This is a genomic window from Lichenihabitans psoromatis (assembly GCF_004323635.1).
Lineage (GTDB): Bacteria > Pseudomonadota > Alphaproteobacteria > Rhizobiales > Beijerinckiaceae > Lichenihabitans > Lichenihabitans psoromatis.
In genome coordinates, this window is sequence record NZ_CP036515.1 from 3,802,927 (window position 1) to 3,824,714 (window position 21,788).

At 63.9% G+C, this 21,788-nt stretch carries 15 protein-coding genes; 3 read left to right on the top strand and 12 right to left on the bottom strand.

Annotation, left to right across the window (positions count from 1 at the left end; genetic code table 11):
• Positions 1-45: 45 nt before the first annotated feature.
• A complete protein-coding gene (gene mfd / locus EY713_RS17770; RefSeq protein WP_131117449.1) occupies positions 46-3,618 on the bottom strand; it encodes a transcription-repair coupling factor in 3,573 nt (1,190 codons plus the stop codon).
• The gene (locus EY713_RS17775; RefSeq protein WP_131117452.1) at positions 3,611-3,907 is read right to left on the bottom strand and encodes an FAD assembly factor SdhE; all 297 of its coding nucleotides are present in this window, start codon (positions 3,905-3,907) and stop codon (positions 3,611-3,613) included. Before EY713_RS17775 ends, mfd begins: the two co-directional genes overlap by 8 nt.
• Before the next feature lie 108 nt (positions 3,908-4,015).
• Here EY713_RS17775 and recG point away from each other — a divergent pair, with 108 nt between their 5' ends.
• The gene (recG, locus tag EY713_RS17780) at positions 4,016-6,118 is read left to right on the top strand and encodes an ATP-dependent DNA helicase RecG (RefSeq protein WP_131117454.1); all 2,103 of its coding nucleotides are present in this window, start codon (positions 4,016-4,018) and stop codon (positions 6,116-6,118) included.
• Between the two features lie 10 nt (positions 6,119-6,128).
• Here recG and EY713_RS17785 read toward each other — a convergent pair whose 3' ends face one another.
• From EY713_RS17785 to glmU, 6 genes are all read right to left on the bottom strand, one after another.
• Positions 6,129-7,652 carry a helicase HerA domain-containing protein gene (locus EY713_RS17785; RefSeq protein ID WP_131117457.1) on the bottom strand — a complete coding sequence of 508 codons (1,524 nt, stop codon included), beginning with the start codon at positions 7,650-7,652 and terminating at the stop codon, positions 6,129-6,131.
• A 152-nt stretch (positions 7,653-7,804) separates the two neighbouring features.
• Positions 7,805-8,572 carry a L,D-transpeptidase family protein gene (locus EY713_RS17790; RefSeq protein ID WP_131117460.1) on the bottom strand — a complete coding sequence of 256 codons (768 nt, stop codon included), beginning with the start codon at positions 8,570-8,572 and terminating at the stop codon, positions 7,805-7,807.
• Between the two features lie 156 nt (positions 8,573-8,728).
• Positions 8,729-9,616, bottom strand: a complete 888-nt coding sequence (locus EY713_RS17795; RefSeq protein ID WP_131117462.1) for a glycosyltransferase family 2 protein — start codon at positions 9,614-9,616, stop codon at positions 8,729-8,731.
• A complete protein-coding gene (locus tag EY713_RS17800) occupies positions 9,613-11,067 on the bottom strand; it encodes a lipopolysaccharide biosynthesis protein (RefSeq protein WP_131117465.1) in 1,455 nt (484 codons plus the stop codon). The genes EY713_RS17795 and EY713_RS17800 overlap by 4 nt, the downstream gene beginning before the upstream one ends.
• A gap of 77 nt (positions 11,068-11,144) precedes the next feature.
• Positions 11,145-12,971, bottom strand: coding sequence for a glutamine--fructose-6-phosphate transaminase (isomerizing) (gene glmS, locus EY713_RS17805; protein ID WP_131117469.1), 1,827 nt, complete (start codon positions 12,969-12,971; stop codon positions 11,145-11,147).
• 79 nt (positions 12,972-13,050) lie between these two features.
• Entirely contained in the window at positions 13,051-14,358 is a 1,308-nt protein-coding gene (glmU, locus tag EY713_RS17810) for a bifunctional UDP-N-acetylglucosamine diphosphorylase/glucosamine-1-phosphate N-acetyltransferase GlmU (RefSeq protein ID WP_245572774.1), read from the bottom strand.
• A 279-nt stretch (positions 14,359-14,637) separates the two neighbouring features.
• Between glmU and EY713_RS17815 the strand changes: the two genes are divergently transcribed.
• On the top strand, positions 14,638-16,200 hold the full coding sequence (locus tag EY713_RS17815) for an OpgD/OpgG family glucan biosynthesis protein (RefSeq protein ID WP_131117472.1): 1,563 nt from the start codon (positions 14,638-14,640) through the stop codon (positions 16,198-16,200).
• A gap of 47 nt (positions 16,201-16,247) precedes the next feature.
• Positions 16,248-18,380, top strand: coding sequence for a glucans biosynthesis glucosyltransferase MdoH (gene mdoH, locus EY713_RS17820; protein WP_245572775.1), 2,133 nt, complete (start codon positions 16,248-16,250; stop codon positions 18,378-18,380).
• Between the two features lie 25 nt (positions 18,381-18,405).
• Here mdoH and lipA read toward each other — a convergent pair whose 3' ends face one another.
• The 4 genes from lipA to lpdA form a co-directional block, all read right to left on the bottom strand.
• Positions 18,406-19,389: a lipoyl synthase gene (gene lipA, locus EY713_RS17825; protein WP_131117478.1), complete on the bottom strand. Its 984-nt coding sequence runs from the start codon at positions 19,387-19,389 to the stop codon at positions 18,406-18,408.
• 143 nt (positions 19,390-19,532) lie between these two features.
• Positions 19,533-19,814 (bottom strand): GlsB/YeaQ/YmgE family stress response membrane protein, encoded by a 282-nt coding sequence (locus EY713_RS17830; protein WP_131117482.1) that lies wholly within the window; start codon positions 19,812-19,814, stop codon positions 19,533-19,535.
• A gap of 84 nt (positions 19,815-19,898) precedes the next feature.
• Positions 19,899-20,150, bottom strand: coding sequence for a GlsB/YeaQ/YmgE family stress response membrane protein (locus EY713_RS17835; RefSeq protein WP_131117485.1), 252 nt, complete (start codon positions 20,148-20,150; stop codon positions 19,899-19,901).
• A gap of 141 nt (positions 20,151-20,291) precedes the next feature.
• A complete protein-coding gene (lpdA, locus tag EY713_RS17840) occupies positions 20,292-21,734 on the bottom strand; it encodes a dihydrolipoyl dehydrogenase (protein WP_131117488.1) in 1,443 nt (480 codons plus the stop codon).
• Between the last annotated feature and the right edge of the window lie 54 nt (positions 21,735-21,788).

The window sequence follows — 21,788 nt, forward strand, 5'->3', positions numbered from 1 at the left end:
GCGGCCCGAGCCCGCCTGCACACGGAACAGGCCTGAGACGATCGCTCAGGCCGCTTTCTTCTCGGCAATCCCGACCAGCGCACGCAGGATCACGCGCGTGCCTTCCAGTCGATCGTCGGGCGTATCGAAGTCGCGCATGAACGCGACGCGCATGTCCGGCCGCACCTTGGCGCGCGGGCCTTCCTTCTGCACGAAGCGCACAAGCCCGGCCGGATCCACAAATGAATTGTCGCGGAAGCCGATGACGACGCCCTTCGGGCCGGCATCCACTTTCTCGACATGGGCACGACGGCACAACGCCTTTACTTGCATCAATTTCAGCAGCTGTCGCACCTCGTCCGGCTGCGGGCCGAAACGGTCGATGAGTTCGGCCCCGAAATTCTCGATGTCTTCATCCGTATCCAAGGCCGACAAGCGACGATACAGACTCATGCGGAGCGTGAGATCCGGAACGTAAACCTCTGGAATCGTGACCGGAACGCCAACCGTAATCGATGGCGACCAGGCTTCTTCCGCGATATCTTCCGTGGCGCCGGCTTGAAGCGCATCGATCGCGTCGCGCAGCATCTGCTGGTAAAGCTCGAATCCGACTTCCTTGATGTGCCCCGATTGCTCGTCGCCCACGAGATTGCCGGCGCCGCGAATATCGAGATCGTGGCTCGCAAGTTCGAAGCCCGCGCCGAGCGTGTCGAGCGATTGCAGAACCTTCAGGCGCTTTTCGGCCTGCGTCGTCAGCGGCTTGTTGGTCGGATAGGTGAACAGCGCATAGGCGCGCGTTTTCGATCGACCAACGCGGCCGCGCAGCTGATATAGCGCCGCGAGCCCGAACATGTCGGCCCGGTTGACGATCAGTGTATTGGCCTGCGGAATGTCGAGGCCGGATTCGACGATCGCGGTGGCCAGCAGCACGTCATATTGACCCTCGTAGAAAGCCGTCATCTTGGCCTCCAGCTCGGTCGCGGCCATCTGGCCATGCGCCATGACGAATTTCACCTCCGGCACGCTCTGCCGCAGGAAGGCGGACGCCTCCTCCAGATCCTCGATACGCGGGCACACGAAGAAGGACTGTCCCCCGCGATAGCGCTCACGGAGCAGCGCCTCGCGCACCATCAATTCGTCGAATGGCGTGATCGTGGTCCTGACCGCGAGACGATCGACCGGCGGCGTCGCAATGATGGAGAGATCGCGGACGCCTGTCATGGCAAGTTGCAGCGTGCGCGGAATCGGCGTCGCCGACAGCGTCAACACATGCACTTCGGCGCGCATGTCCTTCAGCCGCTCCTTGTGGGTCACGCCGAAATGCTGCTCCTCGTCGATGATGACGAGGCCAAGATCTCGGAACGACACCGTCTTGCCGAGCAGCGCGTGAGTGCCCACCACGATATCGATCGTGCCATCCGCAACCCCGGCCTTGGTCTGCTTGAGTTCGGCCGCCGTCACCATGCGGGACATCTGAGCGACCCGGAGCGGCAGACCGGCGAAACGCTGCGAAAACGTCTTGAAATGCTGGCGCGCCAGAAGCGTCGTCGGCACGACGACCGCGACCTGCCCGCCGTTGATGGCGGCCGTGAAGGCGGCCCTCAGCGCCACCTCGGTCTTGCCGAAGCCGACGTCGCCGCAGATCAACCGATCCATCGGGTGTCCGGAGCCGAGATCGTCCAGGACCGCGTCGATGCTGGAGGCTTGATCCTCGGTCTCGTCATAGGGGAACCGTGCGCAGAATTCGTCGTAGAGGCCGTCGGGCGGCAGCATCTTCGGTGCCACCCGCACCGCCCGCTCGGCCGCGATCTTGATGAGCGCATGCGCGATCTCGCGGATGCGGTTCTTCATCTTGGCCTTGCGGGTCTGCCAGCCTGCGCCGCCCAACCGATCAAGCGCCGCGTCATTATCCTCGTTGCCGTAACGCGACAGCAGTTCGAGGTTCTCGACCGGCAGGAAGAGTTTGTCGCCGGCCGCATAATGCAATTCGAGGCAGTCGTGCGGCGCGCCGCCGACCGCGATGGTCTGCAGGCCCACGAAACGGCCGATGCCGTGGTCGACATGGACCACGAGATCGCCGGCCGATAGCGCCGAGACGTCCTGCAGGAAATCCTGCGCGCGGCGGGATTTCTTGCGGTTGCGGATCAGCCGATCGCCGAGAATGTCTTGTTCGCTGACGACCACGAGACTGCCGGCCTCAAAGCCTTGTTCGAGACCGACGACCGCGAAGGCCACGCTGGCTTTGGGCAGACCCAACGCCTGACTGAGCGAGGACACCGGCTCAGTCTTCTTCAGGCCATGCTCGGCCAGCACCGTCCGCAGCCGTTCACGCGAGCCGTCGCTAAGCCCGGCCATAATGATGGTCTTGTCGTCGGCCTGAAGCGCGCGCACATGCGCCAACGCCGCATCGAAGACGTTGGCGCTCTCGTCGGCCCGCTCCGGCGCGAAATTCCTGCCAGCCCGTCCGCCGCAATCGATCGTCGGGGTCTTGGCATCGTCCGGCGCGTCGAACGGCGTCACGCGCAAAACGGGAACATCGGCGAGGCGCTTCTTCCACTCCGGCTCGGACAAGTAGAGCGCATCGGCCGGCAACGGCTTGTAGATGGTCGCCATCGGCTTGCTTTGAGCCGAGTCCCGCGCCCCGTGGTGATCGATGATGATCTTGAACCGTTCGCTCGCGGCATCCTCGGCGAGCGGGTCGAGCAGCACAGGGCAGCCGTCGACGTAATCCAGCAGCGTATCCATGCTGTCGTAGAAGAGCGGAAGCCAATGCTCCATGCCCTGGTGGCGGCGCCCCTCGCTGACAGCCTCGTAGAGCTGGTCGCCCCGTGTCTGCGCGCCAAAGGCCGTGACATAGGCTTGGCGGAACCGCCGCATCGAATCGGTGGTGAGTTGCACTTCGCTCATCGGAACGAGATCGAGAGCCCGCAATTGCCCGGTCGAGCGCTGCGTTTCCGGATCGAAGGAGCGGATCGATTCCAGCGTATGGCCGAAGAAGTCGAGCCGCACCGGTTGCGTCATGCCAGGCGCGAAGAGGTCGAGAATGCCGCCCCGCACCGCATATTCGCCCGTATCATGCACCGTTCCCGACCGCAGGAAACCATTGGTCTCGAGCCACGCCACGAGGTCGTCGGTCGCGACCGAATTGCCCGGTGCCGCCGAAAAGCTCTCGGCCGCCACCGACTTGCGGGGCGGCACACGCTGGAGCAAGGCGCTGATGGTGGTCGACAGAATACGCGGCCGCTCCGGGGCGGATTTTGTTCGCGACAGCCGCGACAGGACGGTCATGCGACGCGCTTCGATCGCGCTTTGCGGCGAGACACGATCGTAGGGCTGGCAGTCCCAGGCGGGAAAATCGAGAATCTCGACATCGGGCGCCGCAAAGGCCAACGCCTCGCGAAACGCCAGTGCCCGCTGCCCTTCACGCGCCACGTGCATCAGCACGACCGGGCGCTCCTTGCCGCCCCGCGCGAGCGCCCGAATGAGGTCGGCGGCCACAAAGGCATCGAACCCGTCGGGAACGTGCGACAGCATGACGTCACCGCCTTTGTCGATCTGCTTGATGATCCGCGCGACATCGAGAAGCGAGGACGGCGCAGCCGCGTTTGGGCGCGTCGCCAACCGTGTGGCATTAGCCATGGATTGGACCTGTAGAGACATGAAAGGCGCGAATGCGGTGCAACAGCGCGGTGTCGTAATTGCCGGGTGTCTCGACCGATCCCGTGATCCAATGAAAGATTTCGCCGTCCGGCGCATCCATCAACGCTTCGAAGGTATCGATTTCCTCGAGCGATAGCGTCGCCGCATGGGCATCGGCGAACCGACCCATGATGAGATCCATTTCAAGCGTCCCGCGATGCCAAGCCCGAAAAACGAGGCGCCGCCGCCGAACGCTCTCATCGGCGTCCGTCGGGTCCAAAGCCGACATGTCCATATTCCTTCGTGCCACGACGGTTGAGCGTCGCCCGTAGGGCGTATATAGCCGAAAGGGTCCGGGTTGCCAGCGGGCGTTCCCACGGGACAACGACCTCGGTGCATGCGACCAGCTGATCTCAACCCTTTGTTTGCCGCCGCGTCGGCTCTGCGTGGCATCGGACCGAAGACCGGCGCGCTGCTCGACAGACTGCTGGGACGCAAGGGCCAGCCCGCCCGCGTGATCGATCTGCTGCTGCATCTGCCGCACGCGACGATCGACCGGCGTGCCCGACCCAAGATTCGGGATGCAGCGCGGGACGCGGTCGTCGTGATCGAAGGCCGTGTCACGGCCCATCACCCTCCAGGCAATACGCGCGGGAGAGCGCCGTATAAGGTGCTGATCGAGGACGATACCGGCGACGTGACGCTGGTGTTCTTCCTGAACAATTTCGCCTGGGTCGAAAAAGCATTGCCGATCGGCACGACCCGCTGGGTCTCCGGCAAGCTCGAATCCTGGGACGGTCACCTGCAGATGGTGCATCCCGATCGGGTGATGGACGAGGAAGGTCTGAAGGCGCTTCCGGCGGTGGAACCCATCTATGGCCTGACCGACGGTCTTTATCCGCGCATCCTCACGAAAGCCGTCGAGGCGGCGGTCGGCCGCATGCCGGATCTGCCCGAATGGTTGGAGCCCAATCGCGCTATTCTCCTGGGCTGGCCGAGCTTTGCCGATGCGCTGCTGGCGGTGCATTACCCGACCTCACCATCGGTGCTCGACCCGCAGTCGCAGCCGATGCAGCGGCTCGCCTATGACGAATTGCTGGCGAGCCAATTCGCGCTGGCAACCGTGCGCGGGCGCATGCGCGACAACAACGGCCGCCCGACGATCGGCACGGGGGTCGCGTCCGATCGCATCCTGGCTGCGCTGCCGTTCCGCCTGACCGCCGGCCAAGAGGAGGCTCTCGCCGAGATCCGCGCCGACATGGCGGGGCCCAAGCGGATGCTCCGCCTGCTGCAGGGCGATGTGGGATCTGGCAAGACGATCGTAGCACTGTTGGCGATGGCGACCGCGATCGAGGCCGGACATCAGACTGCGCTGATGGTCCCGACCGAAATCTTGGCACGGCAGCATTTCGAGCGGTTGACGACCCTCGGGGCTCATGCCGGAATCACGGTGGCGCTGCTGACGGGACGCGACAAGGCTTCCGAGCGGGCCAAAACGCTCGAAGGCCTGGCGAATGGCGCCATCGCGCTCGTGATCGGCACGCATGCGCTGTTTCAGGACAGCGTGGTGTTTCAGGATCTCGGCCTGATCGTCGTGGACGAGCAGCATCGGTTCGGGGTCGCTCAGCGGCTTGCCCTCACCGAAAAGGGTCGCTCCGCCGACATGCTCCTGATGACCGCGACGCCCATTCCGCGCACGCTCGTCATGACGGTGTTCGGCGACATGGATGTTTCGGCCGTGCGGGAAAAGCCGGCCGGCCGGCAACCGATCGAGACCCGCGCCGCCCCGATCGAACGGTTGAGCGAGGTCGTGACCGCCATGCAGCGCTCGATCGAGGAGGGCGCGCGCGTCTATTGGGTCTGTCCGCTCGTGACCGAAAGCGAGGAGGTCGATCTCGTGGCGGCCGAGGAGCGCTTCGAGACGCTGTGTCAGGTTTTCGGCGACAAGGTGAGGCTGGTCCATGGTCAGATGAAACCGGCCGAGCGGGATGCAGCCGTGGCAGACTTCGCCAGCGGCGAGGCCCGTATTTTGGTCGCCACGACCGTCATCGAGGTCGGCATCGACGTGCCCGAAGCTTCGATCATGGTGATCGAACATGCCGAGCGGTTCGGTCTGGCTCAATTGCATCAGCTTCGGGGGCGTGTCGGGCGCGGGCAGGCGCGATCCTCCTGTCTGCTGCTTTACAAAGCGCCGCTCGGTGAAACGTCGGGCGCCCGGATCATGACGATGCGCGAAACGGAGGACGGCTTCCGCATCGCCGAGGAAGATCTGCGATTGCGCGGCGAAGGGGAGTTGATCGGCACCCGTCAATCCGGCCTGCCCTCCTTCCGGGTCGCCAACCTTGACCATCACGCCAAGCTGCTGACCGAGGCGCGGCAGGATGCGGCCGATCTCTATGCGACCGACCCAAGCTTGAAAACGCCGCGCGGCGAAGCGATGCGACGTTTGCTCTATCTGTTCGAGCGTGACGCGGCCGTGCGATTGATCGAAGCCGGATAAAGTCGCTGGATCATTCGGCCGCGTCGCGTTCCACCTGCGGCATGGCTGGCCCGTTGCTGTCGCCCGGGCGGGTCTCCCAACCGAGGTCGGGGAGCACGGCGGATCGTTGGCCACTCATGTCGGTCCGCATGACGACGAGATCGCGCTTTTCGAGGTGACCGATGCGGCTTCGCGCCCGGCCTGCCGAATGATGGCCGCAGCGGCGCGAGATTTCGAGATCCGAGGGGCAAGCGTCGCCCAGCAAAGCAGCGCCGGCGAGGATCAGAAACGACGCCTGTAGATCGTCTGGGATCTGTCTCGCCACAGCGATCGCCCGGCTCCACTCGCTGAGGTCCACAGCCGTCGGATCGACCCCGGCCCGCGCGACGTTCAGATGCAGCTTGAACTCGGGCAGCGGCATCGGGCCGCCGCCGATCTTCTTGATGCGGCACCGAACGACGAAATCTTGATACAGCACCGCCTCTGGGCGGAACGAAGCGTCGGGATCGCCCAGGATGTCGTAGGCGATCACCCGGCAGGCCTGCTCGCGCTCCTCGGTCGAGAGGGCAAGCGACGCTTCATCCTCGACAGGTTCAGGCGGCCGGTCGCGGACGATCTGTTCCAGGATCTGGTTCATCGAGGGCGGAGGCGGAGCCGACACGCGGCGTTCGGCCACCGCGCGGCCGGGTTCGGTCCGCACGGGCGCCAGAATAAGGTCGCGCGCGTCCTCGGTGCTCTGACCGGGCAATGGCGTCAGCAGCGGCGTCCCGGCCCGTGCCTGCGTTTCGACGGACCCGACGCGGATCGACAGCGGGCGACGCGACAGGGCCGGGCCGAGCGCCACGAAATGGCCGCGCTGCAATTCCCGAAAGACCTCAGCCTGCCTCCGCTCGAGCCCGAGCAGATCGGCGGCGCGCGCCATGTCGATATCGAGAAAGGTGCGTCCCATCAGAAAGTTCGTGGCTTCAGCCGCGACGTTCTTGGCGAGCTTGGCGAGCCGCTGCGTCGCGATTACCCCGGCCAGCCCGCGTTTGCGGCCGCGGCACATGAGATTGGTCATCGCGCCTAGGGACGCCTTTCGAGCATCCTCCGCCACGTCGCCCGAAACTGCCGGCGCGAATAATTGCGCCTCGTCGACCACGACCAGCATCGGAAACCAATAGTCCCGCTCGGCATCGAACAACGCGTTGAGAAACACGGCGGCGGCCCGCATCTGGTTCTCGGCATCGAGGCTCTCGAGGTTCAGCACGGCGGAGACGCGATGCTGACGCACCCGCGCCGCAATACATTCGAGGTCGGAGACGCTGCGGTTGCCGTCCACAACCACATGGCCGAACCGGTCTGCGAGGCCGACGAAATCACCCTCGGGATCGACGATCAGCTGCTGCACATGCGGCGCGCTTTGTTCGAGCAACCGCCGCAGAAGGTGAGACTTGCCCGACCCAGAATTACCCTGGACCAACAGACGGGTCGCCAGAAGCTCCTCGAGATCGAGCGTCGCGGGGCCGCCTGCGCCCTGCCCCGATGTCATGCCGAGATCGATGTCGATCCTCATGGCCGGGTTTCCCCATCAGGGCGCAAGGTCAACGGCAGGTCGATGGTTGGGTCGCTGGTCCGCACGACCGCAGGGTTAACCGCACCGCTTGCGCCACGCTAGCGCCGGCATAGCCGAACGCTCCGCTATCCACGGATTTCACAGTCGCCATCTCAGGATGCGCGTGGCGGCACGGTGCAGACGCCCGCCGCTGCAGCCCCGAACATGTAGCGCCCGTTGCAGACCCCGACTTGCGGCGGTGTCTTGGTGGCCTCGAAGAGGTCGCTCCCGGTCTTCAGATTGAGCCAGAAGGGCAGGTTCGGGTCGGTGGCGTGGCGTTGCAGGTTCGCGGCCGTCATGTGGAACGGATAGGCCTGGATCTGGAACTCCATTTGGCCACCGGCAAACGCCTCATAGGCGAGGCCGTAGATTTCCTCGATCTGCTCGTTGGTCATCGCGTAGCAGCCGACCGATCGGCAGCCGCCATGCACCATCAGCGAGTCGCCCGTGCGGCCGAGCGACTGATCGAAGGCGTTGGGATAGCCGATGTTGAACGACAAATATTCGCGCGACTTGGGGTTCATCTGCCCCGGCGCGACGGCATAGAAACCCTCCGGCGCCTGATGATCGCCTTCCTGCTTCTTCGGGCCGAGCACGCCGGAGTAGCGGCAGACCTCATAGGATTTCAGCGGACGATACCGCCCCGAGCGGTCCTGCTTCCAGACCTCCAGAACTTTCTCTTCCTTGAAAATGCGGACCAGGATCGGGGCGCGGCGATCCATGTTTAGCTGATTCATGGTCTCGAGTGTCGCGGGCGAAACTGTGCCGGTGCGGACGGTTTCGAGTTGCCCGGCGCAGCCGGCCAAAGCCAAAAACACCAGCAGCGCCGCCAGAAGCTTGGCTGGACCGCGCCGGTGCGGCAGCGGAATTGGAAAACTCATACGCTTACAACCCGTATTTCGGCGCGCCATCGCGTCGCGACAGGCCCCGCTTTCGTTTCTTTCGATCGGCCTAAGCGCCGATCACGGACACATCGTGGCGGGTAAACCCGAACTCTGTCTTAAAAGCCGACCGAATAGGATCAGAGATAAGAAACCCTAAAGCTCGGCGGCCCGCTCGGGCGTGACGCGACCACGGAGAATGTCGGCAAGCCCGACGAGATTGCCGCGCAGCCGCCCTGCCCGGTCGATCCAGGGTTCCGGCGCCAAGGATTTCAGCGCGTTGGCCACAATGTTCTTAGTCATAAGCTTGGCTGCAAAGCCGCTCGGCACAGTGCCTTTGCGGGCCAGATAGATGGGGTTGACGATCTGCGAATAGCCGAGCCGCTTGCCGGAGACGCGGCCGGGCTTGTGACCGAGGTGAATGCCCCACAAGTCCTCGGCTCGCGCCACCATGCCGCGCTGTGCCGCAAGCGCGCCGAAATCGGCATCTTCCAGCCAGCCATAGAGCGGCAGACGTTCATCGAACCGCAGCCCCGCGATCGCGCTGGCGCGGAAGGCCATGTTGCAGCCATAGGGGCCGATACCGTCCTGCAGCGCGCTCGTTTCGAGCGTCGATCCGTCACGTTTCGCCAGCATCGCAAGGCCGGCCTCCGGCGTGATGCCGGCCGACTTGATGCCATCGGCCAGCACCGCGCCGGTCAGCACCACGAGAGTGGGATGGGACGCAAAGGCCGCCAAGACGCGCTCGACCCAAAACCGGGATGGGAGAAAGTCGTCGTCGAAAAAAATCAGGAGATCGACGCCGGCCGCCGTCGCCATAGCCCGGTTGCGTTGCCGGGTCAGACCCGCCGGTCCGAACGTCACCGTCACGCCGGACGCGAGATCGAGACCGACGACGTCAGCCTCCTCGGTTGCGGCGACGACGATGCGATCCGGCACGCGGGTTTGCGCGGCGACCAGCGCCAGGACCGTCTTGAGGATGGCCGGGCGTCCCCGCGTCGCGATCAGAACCGCGACGGTGTGCGGCAGCGGCGCGTCGATCATGCGGTCGGCCCAACTTGCGGCTTTGAGCGTGCGCGAAACACCCACCGTATCATGAGGTGTGACAGATCGCGGAAGCCGGCCACGTCGGCGAGGTAGAGGGTGAGAAGATAGATCGACGTGCCACCGATCATGGCAGCCGCAAGTGCGACAACGGGCTCGCCGATCGATCGGGTTGGCCAGATCACCACCGCCGCGAGCGCTGCCGCGAGCCCGATGGCGGCAAGATCCCGCAAAGGCGGCCGGCAGGAGGGATGCCGCAACGCGAAGATGGCGGCGAGCACGAAGCCAACCAGCAGGCTGACGGCATGCACGATCGCATAGGAGAGAACGCCGCTGTGAGGCGACAGGAGCGCAAGGCCGCCGAGGTCGACCGCGAGCGCCGCCGCAGCCGCGACGACGACGAGCCGGGTCTGCCCCTCGATTTGAAAGACCGGGTTGAGAGCGAAATTGACCAGGCAAAACGCCAGGATACCCGGGGTTAAAACGAGGCTCACGGGGCCGAAGTCGGCGCGGAAGCGGGGCGGCACGACAAGCACCTCGAACGCCGGCATAGCCATCACATAGCCGACCGCGAGCAGCACGAGAACGGCGGTCACGATCAGCATGTTGCGGACGATCTGCTCATGCGCGGCGGCTCGCCCGTCGGTCGCATCGCGCCGCACGACGAGTTGAAACAGATAGACGTCGAGCGCCGCCCCCACCGCGAGCAGAAGGCGGATGCTCATATCGGTTGCGAGCGACAACTGGCCCGCATCGGCGAACCCCAAATGCGCGGCGGCCGCGCCGCGGTTCACCAACACGATGACCTGATAGATCACGTTGGCGGTCACGATCGGAAAGCCATAATGCGCGAAAGCCACGACCCTCGATCGTGTGGCGCCCCGCAAGCCGACGCCGTGATCCAACAGGATTGATCGTGCCGGGAGGATCGCTAGAGCGCCGCTGAGCGCTAGCGCCGCCATTACGGCTGCGGCATTTTTAAACCAGAAGGCGGCCCCGATCATCAGCCCGAAGGACGCCACGTTCTTGGTGACGACCAGCACGGAATAGGTCCGGTCGAGAAACCGCGCGCGGGCCAGCGCCGCCGTATAATCGAACCGCGTGTTGCAGATGGCCGCCGCGACCGTGGCGGCCAGCATGGCGGCCGATAAACCGATGTCGACCTGAAGAGCGATCACTAAGGCGGCAGCGACCAGCAGCGCGAAGCCGAGGCCCGCATACGCGACTTCGAGGCTCGCCCGAAGCTCGGGGTCGGCGGCGCGGGCCGCCTCCGTGTAAAAGCGCGTCGCCGACAAGCGGAGCCAATCGAACGCCGCCGTGCCGATCACGATCGCGACCATCGCGGCCACGGCGAAGCGTCCGTATTGCTCGGGGCCGAGGACCGCAGCCACCGCCAGCCCGAGCAGGAAGTTCAGGCCGGCGTTCAGCATGAAGGTCAGGACGATGATCAAAGGGCCGCCTCGAAGGAACGCGATCCTGAGTTTATCGGTCGAGGCGTGAAGCCGACGTTACACCAGCCGCGCGCCGGCTATTCGACCGTGACGGATTTGGCGAGGTTGCGGGGCTGATCGGCATCCTTCCCCATGAAGACGGCGGTATGATAGGCAATCAGCTGCACCGGCACCGCGTAGACGATCGGTGTGAACGTCGCATCCATGGCCGGCATTGCGATGGCGGCCTCGACCGCCACCGAAGCGGCGCGCGTCGCCTCGCGATCGCCGATCAGAATAATCCGTCCGCCCCGTGCCGCGACCTCCTGCATGTTCGAGACGGTCTTCTCGAAGACCGGATCCGGCGGGGCGATCACGATGACCGGCATCGTCTCATCGATCAGCGCGATGGGGCCGTGTTTCAACTCGCCCGCCGCATAGCCCTCGGCGTGGATGTAGGAGAGTTCCTTGAGCTTCAGCGCGCCTTCGAGCGCCAGCGGGTAGCTGGTGCCACGGCCAACATAGAGCACATCCCTGGCGCGGGACAGATCGCGCGCGATGGCCTCGATCTGCGGCTCGCATTTCATCGTTTCGGCGATCAGCCCGGGCACGGCGATCAAAGCGTTGACCAAGCGGCGCTCCTCCGCCCGATCGAGCGTGCCGCGCGCCTTGCCGATCGCCAGAGCCAGGCAGGCCAGCACGGCGAGCTGGCACGTGAATGCCTTGGTGGACGCCACGCCGATCTCGGGACCCGCCAGCGTTTGCGCCACCACGTCGCTCTCACGCGCCATGCTCGATGTCGCGACATTAACGACGCCGATGATCCGCTGGCCGTTCTGCTTGGCGTAGCGGAGCGAGGCGAGCGTGTCGGCGGTTTCGCCCGATTGCGACACGACGATCATGACGCCGCGCGGCGGGAGAGGTGCCTCGCGATACCGGAACTCGGACGCGACATCGATATCGACCGACACGCGCGCGATCCGCTCGAACCAGTATTTCGCGACCAGACCGGCCATATAGGCGGTGCCGCAAGCCGAGATGGTGATGCGTTCGACGCTGCCGAGATCGAATGGAAGCTCGAACGGCAGGTTGACCGACGCGTCCGACATATCGAGGTAATGGGCCAGCGTGCGGCCGACGACCTCGGCTTGCTCGTGGATCTCCTTCGCCATGAAGTGCCGATAGTTGCCCTTGTCGATCAGAAAGGCGCTGGCGAGGCTTCTCTGGCGCTGGCGGACCACGCGCGCGCCGGACACGTCCCAAAACGTCGCCGACATATGAGACAGCACGACGCAGTCGCCCTCCTCGAGATAGGCCACCTCCTCGGTGAAGGGTGCGAGTGCCAAAGCGTCGGAGCCGAGATACATCTCGCCGTCGCCATATCCGACCGCCAGAGGAGCGCCCTGCCGCGCGCCGATCAGCAGATCGGCCTCGCCGTTGAACAGGAACGCGAGCGCGAACGCGCCCTTGAGGCGCGGCAGAGCCGCAAGGACGGCATCGGTCGGTTGAAGACCACCATCCATCAGGTCCGTCACGAGATGGGCCACCACCTCGCTGTCGGTCTCGGTTGCGAAGACGTGGCCTTTGGCCGACAATTCGGCGCGAAGTTCGCGGAAATTCTCGATGATGCCGTTATGAACGACGGCGAGCCGGTCGCTAGCATGTGGATGCGCGTTGGTCTCAGTCGGCCGGCCATGGGTCGCCCAGCGTGTATGGCCAATGCCGATCGCGCCGCGTAACGGCGCTTCGGACAGGCGCAGTTCGAGGTTCTTCAACTTGCCCTGCGCCCGGCGGCGCGTCAGCACACCATCCTCCAGCGTCGCGATCCCGGCCGAATCGTAGCCGCGATATTCGAGCCGCTTCAACGCGTCGACGAGTTGCGGAGCGACCGGACCCGTTCCGAGAATTCCGACGATGCCGCACATCTGAGACCCACTCCACTGCTCTCGCGGCCGAAGCCCGCGGCTCAAGCCTTCATACAAGTCCGCTGCGCTTGATGAACCCTTAAGGTCTTGGCTTCGCTTTACGGGCTTTTTGCTCAGCCCGAAACGTTTCGGCCCATCCGGCTTTGGCGATCTGCCGACCGCGTCCGATCGCCAGAGCATCGGGCGCGACATCGTCGGTAATGACCGACCCGGAGCCGATAAAGGCTCCCTCGCCGATCGTAACAGGCGCCACCAATGCGGAGTTGGACCCGACGAATGCCCCTGCGCCGATGATCGTCCGCGCCTTGTTGAAGCCATCGTAATTGCAGGTGATGGTTCCGGCGCCGATATTGGCCCCGGACCCGACCGTGGCGTCCCCGATATAGCTCAAGTGGCTGACCTTCGCGCCACGCTCGATCTCAGCATTTTTGATCTCGACGAAATTGCCGACCTTGGCGTTCTCGCCGATCGCCGCGCCCGGTCGCAGGCGGGCATAGGGACCCACGGAGGCGCCGGACGCGATCGTGGCGCCCTCAAGGTAGGAGAAGGCATGGATGGCGGCGCCGTCGCCCACCGACACACCGGGTCCGAACCAGCATTGCGGCTCAACCACGACATCCCGGCCGAGGACGGTGTCGTACGACAGAAAGACGGTATCGGGCGCAACCAGCGTCGCGCCGCCCCGCATGGCCGCCTCACGCAGCCGCGCCTGCATCGAGCGCTCGGCCGCCGCCAGTTGCACCCGATCGTTGACGCCCTGCACTTCCGCTTCGTCCGTGATCGTCACGGCGCAGTGTCGCCCCTCTGCCACCGCCGCTTCCACGGCGTCGGTCAGGTAGAATTCGCCCTGTGCATTGTCGCAACCGATGCTGCTGAGCAGTCGGACCGCGATCGTTCCGTCGAGCGCCATAAGCCCGGAATTACACAGATCGATGGCGCGTTCGGCCGGCGTCGCATCCTTCTGCTCTCGAATGGCCGTCAGCGATCCGTCCGCTGATTGGACGAGACGCCCATAGCCGGTCGGGTCGGCGGCCTTGAAGCCCAAGGTGGCCACGGCGCTGCCATCGGCAAGGGCGGCGCGAAGTCGGCCAAGAGTGTCGGGCCGGATCAACGGAACGTCGGCATAGAGCACGACCAGATCATCGAAATCGACGCCGATGGCGTCACGCGCGCTCAGAACCGCATGGGCGGTTCCGCGTCGCTCGTGCTGGAGCACGATCGTGGCGTCCGGTGCGATCGCGCGGATCTCTTGAATCACCGCGTCGCGGCCGGGCGCCACCACGACCGCGATATGATCGGCGCCCATGGCTTGAGCGGCTGCGACGACGTGAGACAGCATCGAACGGCCCGCGATGCCATGCAGCGCCTTCGGCTTTGCCGATTTCATGCGGGTGCCTTCGCCTGCAGCGAGGATGACCGCGATGCAGCGCCTTTCGGTCTGACCAACTTGGCTTATGACACCCTCCCTCACCCGCGATGACGTGCCGAGTGTGCGCTTGCGAACACACTCGCGATCCTACGGTTCGAACCCTCGCCGATCCGTCGCAATAACGGTTCAAAAACGCCTCGCTGCCGCAATAAATTCGGTTATAGAGTGCCTTGGCCGGTCCGCAAATTCGGGGTCTCGGCTCCCCGAAGCACCAGTGACGAAGCGCCAGTCTCATTGATGATCATACGTCGAGATGTTCTGAAATTGGCCGCGTTGAGCATCGGTGCGACAGCATCGGGTGCCCTCGCTCAGTCGACACAGCCCACGCCTCCGGCCACGACGGCCGGCAGTTCGACGGCGTCATCCGCCCCAATCCCGAATTTCGACGCCGCTTCGATCGTTGATCGGGCGCGCGACCTCGCCAAGAAACCTTTTGTGGCTCTCGATACGGATCTTCCGGCGCCATTCGCCAAGCTGCCGTACGAGAAATATGTCGCGATCCGGCCCCAGCCCGGATCTGCGACGTGGGCCGGCGATAACGTTGGTTTCGCGCTCGAACCGCTGCATCGCGGCTTCCTTTTCTCGGCACCGATGGAGATCAATGTCGTCGAGAACGGCAAAGCGCGACGGCTGGGTTATGACCCGTCGCGTTTCGACTTCGGTGGCTTGCAGGTTCCAAGCACTATCCCGGATATCGGCTTTTCCGGTTTCCGCGTGCTGCAGCCGATGGGGCCGGACGGTTTTCACGAAGTCGCGATCTTTCAAGGCGCGAGTTTCTTCCGAGCGATCGCGCGAGGACAGAACTTCGGTGTGACGGCCCGCGCGCTATCGATCCGCACCGCAGATCCTAAGGGGGAGGAATTCCCAATGGTTCGGGCGGTCTGGATCGAACGCCCGACGCTGGCCAATAACGCGCTCGTGCTGCATGCCCTGGTCGATAGCGAAAGCATGACGGGCGCCTATCGCTTCACGCTGCGGCCGGGCGACATCACCATCATCGACACCGAATGCACCTTGTTCACCCGCGCGATCGTGGACGGTGTCGGGCTCGGCACCATGGCGGGGATGTCGTTCTTCGGCCCAGCCAACCGACGCAACCGCGACGATCTGCGCGAGGGCGTCTACGAGACCGGCGGCCTGCAGATCCACAACACCAACGGCGAATGGCTGTGGCGGCCGGTGTCCAATCGCGAGACGCTGCAAATTTCGTCCTTCATCAACAATAGCCCGCGCGGTTTCGGCATGTTGCAGCGCGAACGACGGTTCGCGCAGTTTCAGGACGACGATCAGCATTGGGAGCTTCGCCCTTCGCTGTGGATCGAGCCACTGAGCGATTGGGGCGAAGGCAACGTCGTGCTGGTGGAAATCCCGTCCGACGCCGAGATCAACGAGAACATCGTATGCTTCTGGCGGCCAAAGGCGCCGTTGCAGGCCAACACCGAAATGGCGCTCTCCTATCGGCAATCCTGGTGTTGGACGCCGGTCGAGCGGCCGCCCCTCGCGATCGTGACGGAGACTCGCCAGGGTAAAGGCGCGTCGGGCAAACGTCGGCGCTTCTTGGTCGAATTCACGGGCGACATCTTCGCCGACGCGAAACAGGTCGCGGATCTGAAACCCGCGCTATCGAGTTCGGTGGGGACGATCGCCTTGCTGCGGACGTTCGTGTCGCAGCCTAACAAAACCTATCGCCTGCTGTTCGAACTCGACCCCGCAAGCGAAAATCTGTCCGAGTTGCGGTTGGCGCTCGAAAACAACGGCAAACCTGTGAGTGAGACTTGGCTTTACAGATGGACAGCGTAGCAGGCGAAGACCAAGCCACAGCGGAACCGGCCGAGCGAAGCCGGCGCATGCAGCCGTCGATGCCCGCCGAGCAGCCGCTTGCCATGCCGGTTCAGTCTCTGTCCCGCTTCGACAAATCGACCCGTCGGTCCTGGCAGGAGGCGCGCAATCGCACGATTCCATGGTTGTCGCGTCTGGTCGTGTTCGGCGGCGGCCTTGCGATCACGGCCTATGGCACATGGCAAATGTACCGGGTGGTCGATGTCGGCGGCGTTACCCTGCTCGAATGGGTTTTGCTGGTCCTGTTCGTGGCAAATTTCTCCTGGATCGCGTTGTCGTTCGCGAGTTCGGTCGTCGGTTTCGTCTGGCTGCTGTTCTTCGCGCCGAAAGCCCCCGACTTGCCGTCGTCGTTGTCGGCCCAGACCGCCATCGTCATGCCGATCTACAATGAGGCAACCGCGCGGGTGTTCGGCGCGCTTCAGGCGATCTGCGAGGATGTGGCCCGCACCGGAGTTGGCCAGCATTTCGATTATTTTCTGCTCTCCGACACCACCGATCCGGATGTGTGGATCGCGGAGGAGCGGGCCTATGTGGCGCTGCGGGAACGGCTCCGCGGCAAAGGCCGGGTTTTCTATCGCCATCGATCGAAGAATACGAGCCGCAAGGCCGGCAATATCGCGGATTTCGTCACCCGCTGGGGAGGCGCTTACGAGCATATGGTCGTGCTGGATGCCGATAGCCTGATGACGGCACATTCGATCGTCAGCTTGGCATCGGCTATGGAAGCCGATCAGGATGCCGGCATCATTCAGACGCTGCCGCTCATCATCAACCGCAACACGCTGTTCGCTCGCCTCCAGCAATTCGCGGCTCGCGTCTATGGCCCGGTCATCGCGGCCGGCTTGGCCGTGTGGATGGGGCGCGACGGCAATTACTGGGGCCACAATGCTATCATCCGAACGGCAGCCTTCGCGGCGCATTGCGGGCTGCCCGATCTGCGCGGACGGCCCCCGTTCGGCGGCCACATCCTCAGCCATGATTTTGTCGAGGCGGCGCTGATCCGCCGTGCCGGCTACGGCGTGACGATGCTGCCGGTGCTCGGCGGCAGCTTTGAGGAAAGCCCCCCCTCACTAATCGATGTCGGCATTCGCGACAGGCGCTGGTGCCAGGGAAATCTGCAGCATATCCGTGTGATGTTCGCTCGCGGTTTCCACCTTGCGTCTCGGCAGCATTTCGCCAACGGCATCATGGGCTACATGGCCTCACCGCTGTGGATGGCGCAATTGCTGGTCGGTATCGTTCTGGTGCTGCAATCGACATACATCCGGCCAGAATATTTCACACAGGATTTCTCGCTGTTTCCGGCTTGGCCGCGTTTCGACGCGCAACGCGCCCTCGACCTCTTCGCGATCACGATGGGGTTCCTTCTGGCGCCGAAACTCTTCGGCCTCATCATCGCGATCGTCCAGACGCCCATTCGCCGGGCCAGCGGTGGCGCCATCCGGTTGATCCTATCGGCACTCCTAGAGGTCATCATGTCGGCCCTGCTGGCGCCGATCATGATGCTGGTACAATCCGGCTCCGTCATGCAGATCCTGTTCGGGCGGGATACGGGTTGGAGTCCGCAGCGGCGCGACGACGGCTCGATTCCCATGCGCGACATCGTGCGCCGTCACCGTTCACATGTCGTGCTCGGTGCCGCGACCCTGGCGGCCGGTCTTCTGATTTCGCCGTCGCTCGTCGCTTGGATGTCGCCAACGGTCGCCGGACTGCTACTCGCGATCATACTGTCCTGGGCCAGCGGACAATTGTCGATCGGCCTCTTTCTCAAGCGTCTCGGCCTGCTGATGACGCCAGAGGAAACGTCTGTTCCGCCCATCGCGCAGCGTGCGAATGCTTTGGCTCTCGATCTCGCCCGCACCGGCTACGACGACGCGGATGGCCTGCTCGCCATCTACGACGACCCGTCGTTTCGTGACATTCACGAGGCCTTCTTGCCGGTTGTCCCGTCGCGCAAACGTGGCGATGTCGATATCGAGCGCGCCATGGCGGCCGCCAAGCTGACCGAGGCCGCGACGATCGACGAGGCTTGCTCCTGGCTTAAGCGGAAGGAACGTACAGCCGTCCTAACGGACCGCGCCTTGATCGACATGATGGTGCGGTTGGGCGGTCAGCGCGAGCAAGCCCTAACGAGCGACTGACCGAGACTCGGCTTGGCGGAGCTCGTCAGGTCGCCGAGGGTCCGATTGCCTTCGCGCGAGCCAGACGCAGACGAGCGAAGTCTTCGCCCGCATGATGCGACGACCGTGTCAGCGGCGACGCCGAGACGAGCAGAAACCCTTTGGCGGTGGCAATGCTGGCATAGGCTTTAAACTCATCCGGCGTCACAAACGACATCACGGGATGATGCTTTTTGGTTGGTTGAAGATATTGGCCAATCGTCAGGAAGTCGACATCGGCGGACCGAAGGTCGTCCATCAGTTGCAAGACCTCGTTCCGCTGCTCGCCCAGCCCCACCATGATGCCGGATTTCGTGAAGATGGAAGCGTCGAGCTCCTTGACCTTCTGCAACAGCCGGATCGAGTGGAAGTAACGCGCGCCGGGCCGGACGCTCAGGTAATGCGACGGCACGGTCTCGAGATTGTGATTGAACACGTCCGGTTTGGCCGCCACGACGGTCTCGATCGCGCCAGGCTTGCGGAGGAAGTCGGGCGTGAGGATCTCGATCGTCGTGGTCGGTGCCGCCACGCGAATGGCCGCGATCACGGCTGCGAAATGCGCGGCCCCGCCATCGGCGAGATCGTCACGGTCGACCGAGGTGATCACCACATGCCCGAGACCAAGCTTGGCGACCGCATCGCCGATCTTGGCGGGTTCATCCGCATCGAGAGCGCCGGGTAGGCCGGTCTTCACGTTGCAGAACGCGCAGGCCCGGGTGCAGGTGTCCCCCATGATCATGAAGGTCGCGTGCTTCTTTTCCCAGCACTCGCCGATGTTCGGGCAGCCCGCCTCCTCGCAGACCGTCACCAGACCATGTTGACGGACGATCCGGTTGGTTTCGGCATAAGCCGGCGATCCGGGCGCTTTGACACGGATCCAATCAGGCTTCCGCAGCACCGGTTGATCGGGCCGATGCGCTTTCTCGGGATGGCGCGCGCTCTCCGTCTTTGAGCGCGCATCCTTGCCGAGGAGATCGAGAACCAAAACCATGGGGCGTTCGATGCTTCTTGCTTGCGGGCCGCTGGGATCGACAGCTTAGCCCATCATTTGGGTTGCAACACTATCTCGTGCCGCATGGCCGATATAAGCCCCGGGCGACACGCCGCAAGCTTACCGCATCCATAGCGCTTCTGTCAGACTTGCGCAGGATGAAGCGCGCGCCACACGATGAGGAGGATAACCGAGCCGGCTAAGGCCGCGACGAAGTAGTCGATCGATCCGACCAGGCCGAAGTTCAACACACGGGCCAGATTGGAGCCGATGTAGGAGCCCGCGATGCCGATGAGGATATTGGTGAACAGCCAGTGACGTGAGCCGACGATCATCCCGGCGATCCAGCCGGCTAGGCCGCCAAGAATGATCAACGACAGAAACCCGATGCCCGGCGTTCCCATCACGGCAAGCGGTTGATCCATTGTTCCCCTCCAACAACACGCCGCTGCGGAACGTCCGCGCGGCCTAAGCTCGCCTAGCTGAAGAGCACGACGGGGGTTTGACCGTCAGGCCACGATCCGGGCGATCGCGACCACAACCACCGCGCCGATCGTCGAAATCACGATATCGGCAATCAGCGGATTATGGATCGGGAGGGGAACGCCGAAGCCATGTACGATCAAGCTTCCCACAAAAGCACCGATCAAGCCCGTGACGAGATCGCGGATCAAGCCTCCGCCACCCATGATGAGGCTGGCAAGCCAGCCAGCCACAAGGCCGACGAACAGGACGGTGATCAGGCTATGGGCTTCGAACATCTTCAGCTTCCGGAAATCGCGACACGATGACCGTGCGGCAAGGTTGAGCGGCTTCTATAGGCGAACTCGCTCGACATAAAAATACGAGTGGTGGTGGCGGGATCGAAAGGCCCGATGACCCGATCCCTGCCGACACGGCTCTTACGTGTGGATGACACGCCCGTAGGCGTCCAGAACGCTCTCGTGCATGGTTTCCGACAAGGTCGGATGCGGGAACACCGCATTGATGAGGTCCTCCTCCGTCGTCTCGAGGTTCATCGCGACCACAAAACCCTGGATCAGTTCGGTGACTTCAGCCCCGACCATATGGGCCCCCAGCAACTGCCCCGTCTTGGCGTCGAAGATCGTCTTGACCATCCCCTCGGGCTCGCCGAGAGCGATCGCCTTGCCGTTACCGACGAACGGGAAACGTCCCACCTTTAAGTCGAAACCGGCCTCCTTTGCCTTGGCTTCGGTCAACCCGACGGAGGCAATCTGCGGCAGGCAGTAGGTGCAACCCGGGATCATGGCGCGATCGAGCGCATGCGTGTGCATGCCCTTGATGGTCTCGACGCAGATCACACCCTCGTGCTCGGCCTTGTGGGCCAACATGGGCGCACCCACGACATCGCCGATCGCATAGATGCCATCGACACCCGTGCGGCCGAAGCCGTCGGTCGCGATGATGCCGCGGTCGATCGTTACGCCAAGCGCCTCGAGCCCGAGATTTTCGCTGTTGCCGACCACGCCGACCGCCGAGATCATCCGATCGGCCGTGATGGTCAGCGTGCCACCCTTCCCGTCGTCGATCGTTGCCGTGATGTCGTTTTCACCCTTCTTGACCCCGGTCACCTTGGCGCCGGTCATGATCTTGATCCCGGCTTTCTCGAACCGCTTCCGCGCGAAAGCGGCGATTTCCGCATCTTCGACAGGGAGGATCTGCGGCAACACTTCGACGACCGTAACCTCGGCCCCCATCGTGCGGTAAAAATAAGCGAATTCGATGCCGATCGCGCCAGACCCCATGACCAGAAGGGACTTCGGCATAGCCTGCGGCACCATCGCCTCGAAATAGGTCTGGATCAGCTTGCCGTCGGGCTCGATGCCGGGCAAGGCGCGCGGCCGCGCCCCCGTTGCCACAATAATGTGCTTGGCCTGATAGGTGCCGGGCCCTTTGGCACCCTTGGGCGCCGGCACGGGCGGTTTTCCCATGGCCGACTTCGTGGCCGGCACGACCGCGATCTCGCCAACCTTGGTGATTTTGGCTTCACCCCAGATCACGTCGATCTTGTTCTTCTTCATCAAGAAGCCGATGCCGTTGACGAGTTGCTGCGACACGCCCCGCGAGCGCCCGACCACCTTGCCCAGATCGAAGCCAATGCCGCTGGCGCTCAGGCCGTAGGCCTCCGCATGGGTCATGTTGTGGTAGATTTCAGCCGAGCGAAGAAGCGCCTTGGTTGGAATACAACCCCAGTTCAGGCAGATGCCGCCAAGATGCTCGCGGTCCACCACGGCCGTCTTGAAGCCGAGCTGTGCGGCCCGAATGGCGGCCACATAGCCGCCGGGTCCAGCGCCGATCACGATGATGTCGTAGGTGTCAGCCATGGGAGAGAACTCAATTCAATCGCGTTGAGACGGAACATGGGGTCCTGCACGGCG